The 17170-nt window shown below is 52.2% G+C and carries 15 protein-coding genes; 11 read left to right on the top strand and 4 right to left on the bottom strand.

The window, feature by feature from the left end; translation table 11 throughout:
• Positions 1 to 79: 79 nt before the first annotated feature.
• From ACG1BZ_RS20685 to malT, 3 genes are all read right to left on the bottom strand, one after another.
• Positions 80 to 430, bottom strand: coding sequence for a hypothetical protein (locus tag ACG1BZ_RS20685; protein WP_413663466.1), 351 nt, complete (start codon positions 428 to 430; stop codon positions 80 to 82).
• A 969-nt stretch (positions 431 to 1399) separates the two neighbouring features.
• A complete protein-coding gene (locus ACG1BZ_RS20680; protein ID WP_413663465.1) occupies positions 1400 to 3043 on the bottom strand; it encodes an alpha-amylase family glycosyl hydrolase in 1644 nt (547 codons plus the stop codon).
• 210 nt (positions 3044 to 3253) lie between these two features.
• Positions 3254 to 5968, bottom strand: coding sequence for an HTH-type transcriptional regulator MalT (gene malT / locus ACG1BZ_RS20675; RefSeq protein ID WP_413663464.1), 2715 nt, complete (start codon positions 5966 to 5968; stop codon positions 3254 to 3256).
• A 434-nt stretch (positions 5969 to 6402) separates the two neighbouring features.
• Between malT and ACG1BZ_RS20670 the strand changes: the two genes are divergently transcribed.
• From ACG1BZ_RS20670 to ACG1BZ_RS20630, 9 genes are all read left to right on the top strand, one after another.
• A complete protein-coding gene (locus ACG1BZ_RS20670) occupies positions 6403 to 7296 on the top strand; it encodes a hypothetical protein (RefSeq protein WP_413663463.1) in 894 nt (297 codons plus the stop codon).
• 50 nt (positions 7297 to 7346) lie between these two features.
• Positions 7347 to 7997 carry an MBL fold metallo-hydrolase gene (locus ACG1BZ_RS20665; protein WP_413663462.1) on the top strand — a complete coding sequence of 217 codons (651 nt, stop codon included), beginning with the start codon at positions 7347 to 7349 and terminating at the stop codon, positions 7995 to 7997.
• Between the two features lie 55 nt (positions 7998 to 8052).
• The gene (locus tag ACG1BZ_RS20660; RefSeq protein WP_108734663.1) at positions 8053 to 8667 is read left to right on the top strand and encodes a DUF2799 domain-containing protein; all 615 of its coding nucleotides are present in this window, start codon (positions 8053 to 8055) and stop codon (positions 8665 to 8667) included.
• An 83-nt stretch (positions 8668 to 8750) separates the two neighbouring features.
• The gene (locus tag ACG1BZ_RS20655; protein WP_413663461.1) at positions 8751 to 9179 is read left to right on the top strand and encodes a hotdog fold thioesterase; all 429 of its coding nucleotides are present in this window, start codon (positions 8751 to 8753) and stop codon (positions 9177 to 9179) included.
• A 33-nt stretch (positions 9180 to 9212) separates the two neighbouring features.
• A complete protein-coding gene (locus tag ACG1BZ_RS20650; RefSeq protein ID WP_413663460.1) occupies positions 9213 to 9920 on the top strand; it encodes a M48 family metallopeptidase in 708 nt (235 codons plus the stop codon).
• Positions 9921 to 9963: 43 nt separating this feature from the next.
• Positions 9964 to 11325 (top strand): 23S rRNA (uracil(1939)-C(5))-methyltransferase RlmD, encoded by a 1362-nt coding sequence (gene rlmD / locus ACG1BZ_RS20645; protein WP_413663459.1) that lies wholly within the window; start codon positions 9964 to 9966, stop codon positions 11323 to 11325.
• Between the two features lie 61 nt (positions 11326 to 11386).
• Positions 11387 to 11755, top strand: coding sequence for a DUF2750 domain-containing protein (locus tag ACG1BZ_RS20640; protein WP_413663458.1), 369 nt, complete (start codon positions 11387 to 11389; stop codon positions 11753 to 11755).
• A gap of 55 nt (positions 11756 to 11810) precedes the next feature.
• Positions 11811 to 12185 carry a VOC family protein gene (locus ACG1BZ_RS20635; RefSeq protein ID WP_108734658.1) on the top strand — a complete coding sequence of 125 codons (375 nt, stop codon included), beginning with the start codon at positions 11811 to 11813 and terminating at the stop codon, positions 12183 to 12185.
• A gap of 23 nt (positions 12186 to 12208) precedes the next feature.
• Positions 12209 to 13138 carry an SDR family oxidoreductase gene (locus tag ACG1BZ_RS20630; RefSeq protein WP_413663457.1) on the top strand — a complete coding sequence of 310 codons (930 nt, stop codon included), beginning with the start codon at positions 12209 to 12211 and terminating at the stop codon, positions 13136 to 13138.
• 6 nt (positions 13139 to 13144) lie between these two features.
• On the opposite strand, the gene mnmH is transcribed toward ACG1BZ_RS20630, so the two are convergent.
• Positions 13145 to 14248, bottom strand: a complete 1104-nt coding sequence (gene mnmH, locus ACG1BZ_RS20625; RefSeq protein ID WP_413663456.1) for a tRNA 2-selenouridine(34) synthase MnmH — start codon at positions 14246 to 14248, stop codon at positions 13145 to 13147.
• Positions 14249 to 14598: 350 nt separating this feature from the next.
• On the opposite strand from mnmH, the gene ACG1BZ_RS20620 reads away from it, so the two are divergent.
• Together ACG1BZ_RS20620 and ACG1BZ_RS20615 are read left to right on the top strand one after the other, a co-directional pair.
• Positions 14599 to 15189: a hypothetical protein gene (locus tag ACG1BZ_RS20620; protein ID WP_413663455.1), complete on the top strand. Its 591-nt coding sequence runs from the start codon at positions 14599 to 14601 to the stop codon at positions 15187 to 15189.
• 128 nt (positions 15190 to 15317) lie between these two features.
• Entirely contained in the window at positions 15318 to 17159 is a 1842-nt protein-coding gene (locus ACG1BZ_RS20615) for an SLC13 family permease (RefSeq protein ID WP_413663454.1), read from the top strand.
• Positions 17160 to 17170 lie beyond the last annotated feature (11 nt).

The following is a 17170-nucleotide window of genomic DNA, read 5'->3' as shown; positions in this document are numbered from 1 at the left end:
CCAACACGGGCCGAAATGGAGCAGCGAAGCTGCGGAATGTAGGTCCAGCCAGCTTTTCTGGCGGTCGTGCTTGGCTTTGTTAGGCATTTTTACGCCTCTTCCTCGCGGGTTTTCTAAATTCTGACTCAGGAGCTTTGCGGGGCACCTCTTTTACAGCTGGGGGCTCCTCGAATGGACTGCCGAAATCTGGGTTAAATTTGTAGCCACTTTCGAATAACGGCCTAAGTTTGGCCCATGCCTTTGTGTCGGTGACCTTTGGGGCCTTGAAGGCAGAGCCCGTTTCAAACATTACCCTTGAGCATTGTGGGCAGACAACCTCGTACTCTACAGGCTCCCAGTTTCCGCGTTTATCCTGGGTATATTTGTGCTTCCTGAAGACTTTCTTGCACTCCAAGCAGGCATAGCCAACTGTAATATCCTTTTTGTGCATACTGGTGCCTAACAGTTAATTCAAAAGAAGCGTCTTTATATCACCCTTCTATATAATTCTGGTGCAGTCATCCAAGATTACCCAAAAAACACAGCAATATCAGTAGGTTAGAGGCTTTGGCGCAATTCTCAACAGGTAGATATATAACAGCGGATATATATCTACCTGCTTTTCTTGCTCGTGACAATAGTGTCACCTCCTTTAAAGTCAATGACTTAGCTCGCTCTCTCCAGAAATAGGAGAAGCTTCTCTTGAATTCTGATATTGAAAGTAGAACAAGATATGAAATGCTGTATATAAGACAGTTTGAATAGCAATGTTATGGAAGATATTCGCGGTTAAGTACCAAGTAAGACTGAATGCTTCACGGGAGTCTCCTGGTAGCATATTTGAAATTAAGTACGGTTGTTTTAGAAAGAAGAGGTAAACTTATACTCACTGGGAGAAGCAATTCATATATTTTGTTAAGGAAACCAGTCTCACTGATAGGGTGGGAAGGTTGCGAGAAACCTCTCTCACCTTGTACTTCAAGGAAGGACTGTCCCATTTCGAAGTAGCTAAAACATAAGTCCTATTATCGGTTTTATATAAACGTTTTGATTTTTCAATTTTTAATTTGAAAAATCATATGACGTGACTCTCCAGTGGTAGTGCTTTAAATTGAGATTGAAGGATTCTTAACTCGATGAGTTGGTATTTTTCATTAGTTGATGATTTTGGCCTTGCATTTGGTTATTTCCAATAGCGAAGACTTACCTTGAGAGGGGAGCCATACCGGATATCTTTATCGGGTTTTTTTATTTTGCAGGCTATAGATGATGAAGTGCTGGAGTTAAACAGAAAAAAGCCGGCATTGTGCCGGCGGGAAAGCAGACGTCGAAAGGAAGAGACGTTGCAGAGAGACTGTAATTCTTACTCGATGCCCAGGCTCGAATATGAGCTGGGCATCTTTTAAATATTGCTAATCAATCAGGCTTTTTTACGCAGCAGCACACAGGCATCTGCGGCAGCTAGCTCTAAGCTATTTCCTTCTGCATTGCCAGCAAACAGTGCCGGGGTAATATTCTGCGCACCGGAGAATGCTGCAGGTAATTCCAGGGTGCCACTGTTTTGCCCCAGGTTGAGAACAACCAGCATTTCTTCGCTGTCGCTGCGCCTTACAAAAGCAAACAAATCACTGCCGCTGTCGATCACTTCCTGCTCTGCTGTCGCCAACGATTGGGGTAGCTCCCGGTGCCATTCGATCAGTGCGCGGAAGCGGTTGAGCATGGAGCGCTGGGCGTCCTGCTGAACCTCTACTGCCCGTTGCTGGTGCTCCCCAGAGACGGGTAGCCAGGGTTTTGCTGTGGAAAAGCCTGCGTTGTCGTCGCTGGTATTGGTCCAGGGCATCGGTGTGCGGCAGCCATCGCGGCCTTTGAATTCCGGCCACAGATTAATGCCGTAGGGGTCTACCAGGTCTTCATAGGCAATTTCCGCTTCCGGCAGGCCCAGTTCTTCCCCTTGATAGAGGCAGACACTGCCGCGCAGTGCCAATTGCATCAGCAGGAACAGCGGGGCTCTGGTATCGGCTTGATCGTCGTTAAAGCCTTTGTTCCAGCGGGTTATTGAGCGGGGTACATCGTGGTTACTGATCGACCAGCAGGGCCAGCCCTTGTCGATTACGTCGCGGTTTTTTTCCAGGGTTTCGCGCAGGAAGTCCGCACTACAATCCTCGGTCAATAGATCGAAGGAATAGGCCATGTGCAGGCGTTTTTCCGTGGTGTACTCGGCCATGATTTTGTGGGTATTGTCGTCGCCAACTTCACCTACGGTTACAGTGCCGGGATATTGATCCATTAACTGTCTTACCCGCTGGAGAAACACCAGGTTTTCCGGCTGGGATTTATCATTCTGGTGCCACTGGTAGTCGTAGTGATTGACTGGCGGCAGGCCTTTCTCGTCGAGCTTGAGCGGGCGCGCCGGGTTATTGCCCAGGGCCTGCTGATGGAAAATAAAGTTGACCGCATCCAGTCGGAAACCATCTACACCCCGATCGAGCCAGAACTTCATATCGGCGAGCAACTGCTCCTGGACTTCCGGGTTGTGTACATTCAGGTCCGGCTGCTCTTTGAGGAAGTTGGCCAAATAGTACTGGCGGCGGCGGGTACACCAGCGCCAGGAGCCTCCTCCGAATACGGAGACCCAATTGTTGGGAGGGGTGCCATCTTCTTGGGGATCAACCCAGACATACCAGTCCGCTTTGGGGTTGTCGCGGTTGGCGCGGCTCTCCTGGAACCAGGGGTGCTGGTCCGAGGTGTGGCTGAGGATTTGGTCGATAATCACTTTCAGGCCGCGCTCGTGGGCCGCTTCGATCATCCGGTCGAAATCTTCCAGGTTGCCAAAAATAGGGTCGACATCGCGGTAGTCGGCAACGTCATAGCCAAAATCCACCATCGGCGATTTAAAAAAGGGTGAGATCCAGATGGCGTCTACGCCGAGGGATTTTACATAATCCAGTTTTTGCGTAATTCCGGGAATATCACCGATGCCATCTCCGTTGGCGTCGCAGAAGCTGCGTGGGTAAATCTGATAAATAACGCTGTTGCGCCACCACTCATAGCTGTAGCCGCTCATGGATTACTGCCTTGTTTCATTATTTGAAAGGGGGAGATAGTCCACCTTTAAAGGATAGGGTGAGTATGGAGCAGTCATTGGCGGGCTTCCTCCTCCCCGGCGAGGGGGGAGAGGGGGGTAAAGGGTGACCGGCCTGGGGTGGTTTGGTATTGGCGGGCGGGGGATGAGGAGCATAGTGGGCACGTCCCTGTGCCGCTGGAGCAGGACTGTTTAGGGCTTGTCCTGGACCGAGCGAAGCATTTGCTCGGCCAGGGCGATGGCCTCCTGGCGATCCTTGACGTCCAGCTTTTGGTAGAGGCTGCGAATATGGGTCTTGATGGTGCTCGGTGCCACCTTAAAGTGACGGGCGATTTTCTCGTTCGACAGCCCCGAGTGAATCGCATTGAGTACCTGCCATTCCCTTGGGGTGAGTGGGGAGTGGCGCAGGAAGTCCGGCACGGCATCGCTGGCCAGTATCTCGCGGATAATGGTGTCATCCAGTTCGATGCGAATACCACCGTCCAGCTCTGGCTGCTGCTGTGCCGCTTTGATCAGTTGTTGGGCTTTGCTGGACTCCGCATCTCCCAGGCCATTTTCCAGGGCGGCTTTCAGGATAACGATTAAAGGTTTGCCGATCTGCAGGAAGCTGGCGCGAAAATCCCGTTCGTGGGAGAGAAGCAGGGCTTCACTAATAGCCTCCACAGATTGCGGGTATTGCTCCCTCAGCCACAGCAGGTGGGATTCCAGCACCCGGTTGCGCAGGCGATCTGTTTCCAGGCCGCACTCGTTGGCGACTTGTTTCAGGCGGCTCAACAGGCGGTTGGCATCGGACCAGTGGTGCAGCTCAATCATCGCGCGCACATGGTTGCGCCCGTGGCACTGCTCAAAGTGATTGCTGGGCCTGTCAGCGACGGGAGTAGCCTGTTCCAACCAGCTGGCGATGGCCTGCTGATTGCCCAGGGCGCGCCAGGTGCGGATGCGGGTGGCATCGGCGTTGGCGATCCAGTCCCGGTGGTAGCGCCCGTCTGTGAGCAGCCGCTCGATACGCTCAAGCCACTCCAGGGACTCTTCTTTCTCTCCTCGGGCCTGGGCGATTTTTAACAGCAGGGTGTACTCCGGCAGCAACCAGTGCTCGCCGACCCGGCGGTTGATTTGCATACCTCGGCGAGCGGATTGCTCGGCACCTTCCAGATCGCCGGACTCCCATTGCAGCTGGCCGCGCAGCCGGCACACAAATTCCGAGATGGGTAGTGTGGACAGGTGATTTTTCTGCACCAGGGTCTGCACCTTCTCCTGCAGCGTGGACGCTTTTTTCAGTAAGCCCTGGGCAAAGGCGATTTCTGTCTGTTGGCAGATGGCCCAGGCGGCGCTGGGGATATCTCGTTCGGCGATCGCCAGGGCTTCAACTTCCTGCATATAGCGGTTGGCCTCTTGCAAGGCACCCAGGCAGAAGCTGGTCTCACCGGTGACCAGCAGAGCAGAGATTCTCTCGCCCAGCTGGTCTGCGCGGAGTAGGGCCAAAGCTTCTTCGGCATACTCCTTGGCTTGCAGTGTCTGCCCTCGGGCAATGGCCACCTGGGCGCGCATGGTGGCAAAGGCGCCTTCAAAGTCGCGCCACTGTGCCGGGTCCTCCCGCTGCAGCCAGCTTTCCGAGGCCGCCAGGTTTTTCTCGCACAGGTCGTATTCAAAATTCTCCCGCGCCATTTTGGCGGACAGGAGGGTAAAGCGGGCGCTGTGTTGCAGGGCTTCGTCACCGAGCCAGTCGAGGCAGTCCCGCAGCAGGCGCGATTGCCCCGCGCGCAGAAGTTGTTCCCCTCGGTCGTTGAGCAGTTGCTTTAACCGCTCGCGGTCGCCCCCGGCCAGAGCGTGGCGCAGGGCCTCCACTGGCTGGTCTAATTCTTGCCAGGTATCACAGGCAGTGCTGTGCAGTTGCAGCAAGTGTTCGCGGTCATTGATTTGCCGCTGCAGGAAGCGGGCGAAGACCGGGTGGAAGCGGAACCACTGGCGACTTGAATCCTGCGCCTGCAGGAATAACCCCCGGCGCGCGGCTTCTTCCAGCAACTGCTGACCATCCTGGCGACCGGTAAGGCGCTCTGCCAGTTGGGCATTCACCCGGGTGAGGATCGATGTGCAGGAAAGGAGCTGGCGCAGTTGGGGTTCCAGCCGCTCCAGCACTTCCTCAGCCAGGTAATCGAGAATATGACTGTGGCCCTGCTCCAGCTCTGCCAGATAGCGATCCACTTCGTTGCTGTCGCGCACCGATAAAGTGAATAGCTGTACGGCGGGGGGCCAGCCCTCACTGAGATGATGCAGTTGGGCTGCGCGGTCGCCGTCGAGATTAAACGGCAGGCGCTGCTTGAGCAGGGTAGCGATTTCCTCAATGTTGAGGGCCAGCTCATTACTGCCCAATTCCAGTAATCGCCCTTGAACTCGCAGGGTGGCCAGGCCCAAAGGCGGTTGGCTGCGACTGGTGAGAACAATACCGACACCGGCGGGGGCGTGGCGTAACAAAAAGCGGGTAGTGTCGTGCACCTGCTGGTTGTCGATCTGGTGGTAGTCATCCAGCACGATGCGCAGTTCGCTGGGCAGGCCCCGCAGTTCCGACAGCAGGTGGCTCACCAGGGTTGAGGGGTCCGGGCGCTGGGGCGCGGACAATAACTGGTGAGTCTGGGGGATACCATTGCCGGTCGCCCTGTGCACACTTTCCACCAGGTAGCGGCAGAATTGGCTCGGTTCATTATCGCTGGCATCCAGCGTATACCAGGCGACCGGGTTGTCCTGCTGTGAGGCCCAGGAGGTAACCAGCGTGGTCTTGCCGTATCCCGCAGGAGCCGTCACCAACAGCAGTTGATCGCTGTGGCATTGGTTCAGAACCGACAGCAGGCGCGGGCGCGATAGGGCGTGCTCGGGGCAATCCGGCAGGCTGTATTTGGAAGTTAAAAGCATCGCTGCGGGAGGGATTGTTATAAATGTTTGATTTTTGTACAGCCACTATTATGCACCAGGACCCGGGTATTGTTACAGCACTGTAATAGGCCAGCTTTCTGGTGATTCCGCCTCTTGGGTGGCAAATTGGAGTGGCGCCGGTTTAGCTTTGGGCAGTATATTACTATTCGGGTTAAATCGGTCATCTCAACCCGTCGCAATGCAGTTTCTGCGGCTCACTAGTGGGTACGTTAGTTCATATTTACTGTGATGTATCCACACCGGCTCGTAAAGGGATGCATTATTGTGCAGCTTCCCCTCGCGCCACTTTCAGTATTTTTTCGATTTTTCTTTGGCAGTGAGAATGCCCCTTGTGCGGGTTTTCATCAATGTTCATTCAATTAAAAAAGCCGAGCGCTGCGAAGGCGCCGATAGAATAATAAGAAGAGGAAGCCATGGCGGATATCGTAATCCTTGCTGCTGCGGGTATGGGGGCTGTGGATAACACGTTTGCAAAGCCACTGTTTTCGGCATTGGAAACCGAGTTTGGGGAGGAGTGGTCGCGTCTCTACTGCGCTGAATTACCCGGCCTGGAGCACTTCCAGAGCAACATCGAACGCACCTTTGAGAGTATGCAGAAACGCGAGTTGGACTTCCTGCGTGCACGAAAATATTTACTCCTGGGGATGTCGCAGACAGCGGCGCAGTCCGGCACTGTGGATCGCCGGGATAGCAACTACGAAAAGACCCAGCGCGAGATTTATGCGGCGCTGGCCAAGGCCGCTGATCAGGTTGATGAGCGGGCCCCGGTGATATTGATCAGCCATTCGGTGGGTTGTATCAACCTATCTAATTACCTCTGGGATGCCCAGCGCCCCAATGTCAGTTGCGGTGTTTGGCGTGATGGTGGTCCCGCAGGCGTTCACAAAGGGTCGGCGCGTGAGAGGTTTTTGCGCCTCAAGACCTTGAGCCATTGGTACACCCTGGGGCCGACAATGCCCCTGTGGTGCGCCGATCGACCCCGGGAGCAAATTCAGGCGGTCACCTCCAATACCCGGGGATACAATTTTCGCTGGAAGAATTTTTATCACCCCAATGACCTGTTTGGCTGGCCCCTTAAACCCCTGAGCCCCTCCTATAACCAGGCGGTGTGCCGAGACTATGAGACTTGTTCGCTGAGCGATCACGGCGCTTTGAGTTCAGTGGCTTTTCCCTCGCCCCCTGAGGATTACTGGCGGAACCCGAAAGTTGTTGAGCAGCTGATAGAGGATGTGCGCTCCCTGCTCAAGACAGTGAATAAGCCCGCTCATCGGCATCCACAACCCTCTCAGCAGGCTCTCGCGGTATAATCCCCAATTACCTCAACAGTCTCCTGTAAAAGATGAAGGGCCGCTTTCTTATGTCGCTGCAATATCACCTGATTCCGGTTACTCCTTTCCAGCAAAACTGCTCGTTGCTGTGGTGTGAAGACAGTAAGCGCGCGGCTGTTGTCGACCCCGGTGGCGATCTCGATAAGATTCTGGCGGCGGTGGAGGAGCGCGGTCTCAAGCTGGAGAAAATCCTGCTGACCCACGGCCACCTGGACCATGTAGGCGGCACTGCGGCGTTGTCCAAGCAGCTCCAGCTGCCGATAGAAGGGCCGCATAAAGGCGATGATTTCTGGATTCAGCAGTTGCCCATGCAGGCGCAGATGTTTGGTTTCCCCGCTGTCGAAGTATTTACTCCAGACCGCTGGTTGGAGCAGGGAGATACGGTTACTGTAGGGGATCAGGAACTGGAGGTGCACCACTGCCCGGGCCATACCCCCGGCCATGTGATTTTCTTCCACCGCCCCAGCCAGTTGGCTCTGGTGGGAGATGTTTTGTTTGCCGGTTCGATCGGGCGCACAGATTTCCCCCAGGGAGACCACGATACCCTGATTCGCTCTATCAAAGAGCGCCTATGGCCGCTGGGTGATGAGGTTCAATTTGTACCGGGGCATGGCCCCATGTCCACTTTTGGCCAGGAGCGCCAAACCAATCCTTTTGTCGCCGACAAGCGCTTTGGTTAAGTGATACCTGGATTCCAATAACAGGCGGGAAGTACAGCGCCGGGAGTCCCATTTTATGTTTGCAGGAAAAATACGTCTTTTTCTCGTTTTGCTGGTGCTGGGGTTAAGCGGCTGCGCAGTAATTTCCGAAGAGGAGTGCCGCGCGGGGCTCTGGTATGAGCGGGGCCTGCAAGACGGCGCTCGCGGTCGCTCACAGTCGCTGGTGTACGATATTGCCCAAGAGTGTGACAGCTACGACATGCATGTGGATAGCGATGCATGGCTGCAGGGCCATGAAGAGGGTATAGAGACTTACTGCACTGCGGAAAATGGCTATCACCAGGGGCGTAGGGGACGTAATTACCAAGGAGTTTGCACTGGCCCTACTGCTGATTTGTTTTTACAGAATTACGAGCGCGGTCTCGCCGAATACCGCATAGAGCAGCATTACCAGCGCCTTTTGTGGCGCCGGGATAATTTAGAGCGCGAGTTGCTCTCCCTGCATTACGCCTATCGGAACACTGATAGTGAAGCCCAGGCCCAGGCATTGTACTTGCAGCGCAGCCGCCTTCGCTGGGAGCTGCGGATGTTGGATATGGAGTTGTTTCGTTATGGCTTGTTTGGCCCCACGCATTTAACGCCCGGCTATTATCCCCCCGGATTTTTTTCTGCCAGATTATTTTATTGGTAAGTAGAAAAATTTATTGGTCCTGAATGTAAGTAAAGAAGTCCGGGTTAATGCTCCGGTATCACACGCACAAGAGATTTATTGTAATGGCAATTTGGCATTTAGATCCTTCACTGAAAGAACTGAACCAGGGAATATCCCAATGCATGCCCGGCTACCTGGGAATGGAAATTACGGAAATTGGCGATGATTATCTGGAAGGGACCCTACCCGTAGACCATCGCACTCGCCAGCCCTTCGGTATTTTGCATGGTGGTGCTAATGTCGTATTGTCGGAGACGCTGGGTTCCATAGGTGCCAACCTATTAGTGGATACCGATAAATTTTATTGTGTCGGTCAGGAAGTTAATGCTAATCATCTGCGCCCTGTCCCCGAGGGGGAGGTTCGCGGCCGTGCAAAACCCGTGCATATTGGGCGCAGCAGCCAGGTGTGGGAAATTCTGATCTATGCACCCAATGGGAAACTCAGTTGTATTTCTCGCATTACCATGGCTGTTGTAGCTCATGGTGCCTAGTATTATCTCTTGGGTTGCGTGTGGAGATCCCGCTTGAAACAGGCCCAGGATTTTATTTTTGAAGATATTCCCTATCGCTTGGTACGTTCGAGCCGGCGAAAGCGTCTGGGGCTGGTACTGTCTTCCGGTGGTGTGGAAGTGCGAATTCCACAGCGTTGCGCAGCCCGCTACGGGCATGAATTCCTGCAGGAAAATATCCAGTGGGTGAGAGCGCAGTTACTCGCAGCCGACCGGCGCGCTGCGCAGGTGCCGCAATATCGGTACGCTTTTGGTGAGAGTTTTCCCTGGCTGGGACAGCAGCTTCCCTTACAGCGTGCGACAAGCAGTAAAAGTGCCGGTATTGGCGATGGTGCTATCGGGCTTTATACCCGCTATCGCGAGCCTGATGACACGCAGCTGCAAACTGCTTTACAACGCCTTTACCAGCGGGAAGCATTGGCATTGTTAACGCAAAAATCCCATGTGTTGGCCGAGCAGCTGGGGTTAAGTATTTCATCAGTAAAAGTCCGTCGTACCAAAAGCAAGTGGGGTCACTGTAGTATTCGCGGTGAGCTGCAGTTTAACTGGCTTGTTTGTCTCGCTCCTGAACCTATAGTGGATTACCTGGTGGCTCACGAAGTCTGCCATTTGCAACACCATAACCACAGCCGCGCTTTCTGGGATTTGGTCCAAAGTGTGTGCCCCAGATTTAAAGAGTTGCGCCGCTGGTTGCGCGATAACGGCCACCGCCTGACCCTGTAACTTTTTTCTATTCTTTAGTTGTACTGAATTCTCCCAATTAATTATGAGTAAGAAGCCCCGTTTTATTACTGGCCGCAAGCCGGTTAAAAAAAACTTGCCGAGCCGCGCTGAAGCGACAATAGAAAAATTTAGTCACGATATGCGTGGTATTGCCCGGGTAGGTGGCAAAACGGTGTTTATTGATAGTGCCTTACCGGGAGAGCAGGTTAAATTCCGCTATACCGCACGGCGCGGCCGTTTTGATGAGGGAATTGTTGAGGACGTCATATCGGCTTCAGCGGATCGGTGCGCGCCGCAGTGTGCCTATGTAGATTCATGTGGAGGCTGTTCGGTTCAACACCTGCAGCCATCGGCACAAATTATTGAAAAGCAAAAAGTTCTTTTGGATCAGTTGTTGCGTTTTGGCGGTATTGAACCCGAAGAAATACTGCCGCCGTTAACTGCTGATGCCTATGGTTATCGGCGCAAGGCCCGTATCGGCATTCGCAAATTAAAAAAGTCCCAGGGTGGCGAGCTGCTTTTTGGTTTTCGAAAAAAGCACAGCAATGATTTGGTAGATGTTGATGAGTGCCCGGTACTACATACAAAAATTGCCGAACATTTAGGGTCGCTAAAAAAACTTGTTGGCGAAAGTGAAGGCCGGGCAAACTTTTCTCATCTGGAAGTGGCGGTTGGAGATGATGTGACAGCTCTGGTGCTCCGCCATTTAAAGCCCCTGTCAGATAAGGACTTGGCGCTCTGGTTAGCATTTGCTAAAAGCACTGGTATACACCTGTATATACAAGGTGGCAGTGATGCTTCCCTGGAGAGAATCTGGCCGACAGAAGGAGCCGCTTATCTAAGTTATCAGTTGCCGGAATTTGACCTGACGCTGAGGTTTAAACCGCAGGATTTTGTGCAGGTTAATTTTGCGATGAATCGGCAGATGGTGAGTCGAGCCGTTGAGTTACTCGATCCGCAACCCTCCGAGCGCGTATTGGATTTATTTTGTGGATTGGGGAATTTTACCCTGCCATTGGCGCGTCGTGCAGCGGAAGTGATCGGGGTCGAAGGTGTCGGTGCTTTAACTCAACGGGGTGTGGACAATGCCGCTTTGAACCAATTACAAAATGTGCACTTCTATTCTGCCGACCTGAACGAAAAAATGGCAGGTGCGCCTTGGGCTGAAGCAGGTTTCGATAAAATCCTGTTGGACCCACCGAGGGATGGCGCTCTGGAGGCTGTGCGCGGGTTGGCGCGATTTTCTGCCAGTAGGATCGTCTACGTCTCCTGTAACCCGGCCACCCTGGCCCGGGATGCCGGTGAATTGGTGAAGTTGGGGTACCGGTTGAGTAAGGTGGGTGTCATGGATATGTTTCCCCATACCGATCATGTTGAGTCGATGGCAGTATTCGACAGAATTTAGGGCCTATTGAGGCCGGGAAAACTAACGTAAACTGCGGTAAAACCGTTTAAGCGAAGTTGTTATGCAAAGCGAAACCCTAACCGATAATTTTGAAGATAATTGCGCGCGCTTTTTGCCTGAAGCTGTAGGCCAGGGCTGCGTCTGGGCCCTGCAGGGTGAGGAGGGCTTTGCACTTTGTGAGTCTGAAAAGCGGGCCGATACCGACGTTATGCCCTTTTGGTCGCAAAGAGAATTTGCACAAGACCACTGCGAAGGAGACTGGGCTGACTATGAGGCAGTGGCAATTGACCTGGAAGAATTTATGGATGACTGGCTTACCGGCATGCATGAAGATGTCTTATTGGTGGGGATAAACTGGAACGCCGAACTGGAAGGGGTTGAGATGGAACCCCTGGACCTACTGGAGCAGTTGGAGCAAGAGCTGCAATAAACTGCGCCATAGTGCCCCACCCAGTGGATAAAAATTACTCAACGGGGTGTCTCAAATGGGGCAGATTCTTGGCTTGCGCAAAACAGTCTACGGAGTTGCCAACATTACCGAGGCTGTGGCCTGGTATACGCAGGTACTCGAACAGAAACCCAGCTATGAAAGCGATAGCTATGCGGCATTTAGTATTGGTGATTGCGAGCTCGGATTAAATGCCGATGCGCGCAGTGCGATCAGCCGGGCCGATGGTGTAGTTGCTTACTGGCAGGTTTTGGATTTGGCCGCGCAGATTGAGCGACTCGGTACTATGGGGGTGCGGCAGCACACGGATATAGAGGAAGTTTCTGGACGTGTGCTGATGGCGAGCTTTCTCGACCCCTATGGCAATGTTTTTGGATTGATTGAGTACCTGCAAACGCCCATTGAGAGATAGGACCATTAAACGGAGCAGTTCCTGTGGATAAGCCGCCCATTTCCAGATTTCGTTCCCCCAATCGAAGTTTTGCTGCGGAAAGCCTTGCGCAAATTGGGCGGGGTTATGTGGTTCCGGATCGAGTGGCTTTAATTACCGGCTGCTCAAGCGGTATTGGGCGGGAGCTGGCTTTGGCGCTACATCGCCGGGGAACCATAGTGATTGCCACAGCGCGCCGCCCAGAAAGTTTACAAGAGCTGGCGGACCTGGGAATTGCCACAGAGGCCTTGGATGTGAATTCCCAGGCGGATATCAATCGAGTGGTTCACGCAGTAAAAGCGGCATACGGGCGGCTCGATATTTTGGTCAATAACGCCGGTTATGGTCAGATGGGGCCGCTGCTGGAACTGGACACGCGAGCACTGGAAAAGCAGTTCCGAACCAATGTATTTGCCCCTCTCGCTTTGATTAGAGCCTGTGTACCTTTAATGCGTTCGGAGCAGGGCGGAATTGTGTGTAATATCGGCTCGGTTTCCGGGGTAATGCCCACACCTTTCTCTGGTGCCTATTGTGCTTCTAAAGCGGCCCTACACTCCATTTCTGATGTTTTGCGACTTGAACTAAAACCCTTTGGCATTCGGGTAATGACGGTGCAACCCGGCGCGATCGCATCGGAATTTGGTCGCCACGCTGAGACATCCCTGCGCGGTCTTTTGCCGCCGGACTCCCTGTATAAACGGCAGGAAGAGGCGGTTAGGGCCCGTGCCCAGGAGTCCCAACAGAATGCTACATTGGCAAGCACACTGGCTAAAAAATTGGTGCGTGAGCTGCTGCGAAAACGCGCTCGTCCTTTGGTGCGTATTGGCAACCGCAGCAGCCTGTTGCCCTGGATGGCCCGCTGGCTGCCGCGCAGTTTTAGGGACTGGTTTTTAATGCGGAGATTTAAATTAAATCGCCTAGCTCACAAAAGCTGAGGATTGTTATTCTGGTTTTTGCAGTGAGTGGTTGGACTCCTTCAACCACTGTTGTACTTCGTTGTAGTTGCCTCGATACAGAATTTTCTGTTCCGATTTCTTCATAAGATGGTCGTAGCTGCCGTCATAGTATTCCCGCAACAGTGACACCACGATAGGGATGTACACATCACTATTATTCGTTCTCAGTAATTCTTGGTTAGCTGAAGCTAAGGCTTCGTTGAGCTGCTTGTAGCGCAGCCCTCCCAGGCGTTTACTGATTTTATTGAGGTTGAGATGTAATTCTTCCCCCAAAGATTCAGCTGCTGATTTTTCACTGCTTTTAAAGCGCTCTAAGCCCTCGTGAACATAATCTTGCACAATGCGCTGTGCCCGTGTTTCCAATGGCTCCTCGACAAGAACCCGGGGAGCGGCCTTCATGGCGGTTTGCAATACTGGAGGAAGTGCGCAGCGTCCAATTAGACGGCTTTCATCTTCAATCGCAATAGCACCTGCCTGCTGGGAAAGCTTCAGCAGGTCGATACTGATCTGATTTTCAAAATCGATTTGTGAAGGTTGGCTACTACTGGTGCGTCCAAAGCTAGAACCTCGATGTTTTGCGATCCCCTCAAGGTCGATATACCGCCGCGCAGCCTGGATTAATTCTGTTTTGCCACTGCCGGTGTGACCAGCAACAACGATAAAGGGCAGCTGGGTACAATGCTTTTCCAGCTTGTTTAACAGGAACTGCCGCATGGCTTTATAGCCACCCTCTACTATCGGGTATTCAATATTATTCGAGCGTAGCAGTTTTTGTGTCATTCGGGAGCGTAAACCGCCTCGGAAACAGTAGAGGTAACCTTGGGGTTGTTTACGTATAAATGCGCTCCATTGTGAAAGACATAAGCTTCGCACTTCATCTGTTGCTAAACGCCAGCCAAGGTCAATTGCTGCTTGCTGGCCTTTGTTCTTGTACTCAGTCCCGATCAGTTCACGTTGGTGATTGTCAAGCAGGGGGTGATTTCTTGCGGAAGGGAAAGCGCCGCGAACAAACTCAACTGGGGCGCGTACGTCCATCAGCGGAATATCATTCAGGAAGATGTCCGTGTAATTCGCAGTATCGGTCCGCAAGGTAGCACTCCTGCTTATTTAGGAAATAGGTGGTATTTGATTGTATCTCCATTTTCTTTCCAGGCCTATGGCAACTGAAGAAGCTACTTGTGTATGCAATATATGATGTGCTTAGCGTTAGATGACAGTTTGATATTTACACCGGAAATTAATGCTCAGTATGAGAGAATACTTTTTAATTTATTGCTCGATAGCTCAGTGTTTACATTTACTTTTTGAACCTAATGCGATTTCAGGTCACAGAAGGTAAATCTTAGCTTCCCTGAATTATTGCAGCGGATTTAAAAATCCTGGAAGCATTTGGATTACATAAGGGGCGGGTTGCTCCTGCATGTATAGAGGATAAAAACGTGGCTAAAAAATATATCTATATCCCGATAAATAGTGATGAAATGCAGGAATATGCGGAGGGGTTGGCGAAAGCCTGGGGCATACCGGTGAATCAAATCCTGGCCAATAAAGTAACCTCCGGTTTTGGAAAAGCCATGTATCGGTGGGTGAACCAGTGTTTGAGTAAGCTGAACCCTGCCGATACCCTTTACATCGTAACCCATGGCACGGGTGCCGGGGATGGACAATTTATTGGTGCTGAGCGCTCCACGAGTAACAACAAGCAGAAAAAAGTATATGTAAACGGCATGCCTAACTGGCAAGGAGGAGAGTGGAAAACCTACACGCCTCGACAGCTAGCAGATACCTTGGTTAAAGAGGGGCTTCCTGCTAATTTCGTTAATTTACATGTTTGTGCCTGTGGTTCCGGCTACGATGGAGAAAAGTTAAGACCTTGGGCTCAACGCTTGCGCCAGGCGATGGTTGGCACCTATAGAAATATTCAGGTCACTGGATATAGAGGTTGGTTCTCCTGCAGTACTGCCAGGGTTTGTATTAAAGTAGGTACTCAGTTTTATCCATTGGAAGAGCGGGCAGTTACTTTCTCCTGAATTTTGTACCCCTAATGTAGCTGGGGTTATGGCGTAGAAGTGCGCTCCATGTAATTTCCCGGGTATACCCTGAATAGATAGCTGAACAGAAATCTGAGCAGCTTTTATATTCAGGGATATCTTTCTCCATGACTGTTGACCAGTTACTAATCCTGATTATTTTAAGTGTCACTATAACCCTGTTTATATGGGGGCGGTGGCGCCACGATATGGTTGCTATAGCAGCCTTATTGACTTGTGTCTTTACCGGTCTGATTCCCCCGGAAAATGCTTTTATTGGTTTTGGCCATCCAGCGGTCGTGACTGTAGCTTGTGTGTTAATCCTGAGTCGCGGCTTACAAAATACCGGCGCAATGGATGCACTTGCACAACGAGTTGTCCGCAAAAGCGGGAGTATCTCAGTATCCATATTGTTACTCATTGGGCTCGGCGCGTTTTTATCTAGCTTTATGAATAATGTCGGCGCGTTGGCTTTATTAATGCCAGTGGCTGTGGATATGGCCGAGAAACAGAAAGTGGCACTGGGGAGGGTTTTAATGCCCCTGTCTTTTGCAACGATTCTGGGGGGAATGACCACACTGATAGGTACACCGCCAAACTTGGTCGTTTCCGGTTTTCGGGCGGATTCTGGCGCCGGTAGCTACGGTATGTTTGATTTCACCCCGGTGGGTCTGGCAGTTGCGATAGCCGGAGTTTTGTTTATTGCATTTGTTGGGTGGCGCTTGGTGCCTGCACGCAACCGAACAGGGGCCTCCTCCTTTGAAACTGGCACATATTTAACAGAAGCACTTGTTGAGGAAAAAAGTGTAGCTGCCGGTAAGAATCTACGTGAAATTTCCAAAATGCTGGGAACAGAAGATGCCCAAGTTGTGGGTGTCGTACACAATGATGCCAGGGTCTCTCCCGCGACTCCCTGGCATAAAGTAAATAGCGGTGACATTTTGGTCATTGAGGCGGAGCCGGAGAGCCTTGCCACCTGCTTGTCCAATCTCAGTTTGAAAACAGTGGGAGCCCTTGGGGCAGATTCATCGGGTAAGGCTCGACAATCGGGTAGCAATAACACCGAGAGTGATTCTCAGAATAAGACCCCAATAAAAGCACTGGCGGATCGTACCGAAATGCAGCTGCGGGAGTTGGTTGTCATGCCAGATTCCCCTTTAGTGGGACGCCCTATGAGGTTTTCACGCCTCGCAGCGAGATACCAGATTCACTTGCTAGCACTCTCGCGCCAGGGGCGCCGCTCGGTGCGCCGGTTGCGTTCGACACCATTACTGGCCGGTGATGCTCTGTTAATGATGGGGGCCGATGAAAACCTAAACAGCTTTGCTAGGGAAAAGGGCTGTGTGCCTTTGGCCTCAAGGGATATTAGCATCCCTAACAAGGAGAAGGCGGCCATTGCCCTATTGGCTATGGTGCTTGGTGTCGCTGGTGCAGCGTTCGGCTTATTGCCGGCAGCAATCTCGTTCGCCACTTGTGTATTGGCTTTTATGGCGTTGAAGATAGTGCCGTTGCGAAATGTTTATGACTCTATCGACGGGTCCGTCGTCGTGCTATTGGGGACTTTGATTGCTGTTGCTGATGTGATGGAGTCAACGGGAGCTGCAGACTTGGTCGCTCAGGTTTTGTTGGATGTCCTGGCTCAGGGCAGTGCTGTTTTGGCCCTGGGGCTGATCCTGGTGGTTACCATGACGCTGTCTGATTTTATGAATAATGTCGCCACTGCGGCAGTGATGTGTTCAATTGCCATGAGCACTGCAGAACAACTGGCGGTGAATCCAGACAGCTTCCTGATGGCTGTCGCAATTGGAGCCTCTTGCGCATTTCTAACACCGGTTGGACACCAAAATAACACCCTAATTCTGGGGCCGGGAGGGTTTGAATTTGGTGATTACTGGAAAATGGGGCTGCCACTAGAATTGTTGGTACTCGTTGTGAGTATCCCCATGTTGCTTTGGGTTTGGCCCCTGTAATCGCAGTGAGT

The sequence above is a fragment of the Microbulbifer sp. CNSA002 genome, assembly GCF_047324085.1.
In the GTDB taxonomy this organism is placed as follows: domain Bacteria; phylum Pseudomonadota; class Gammaproteobacteria; order Pseudomonadales; family Cellvibrionaceae; genus Microbulbifer.
This window is presented reverse-complemented; position numbering and strand designations above follow the sequence as displayed.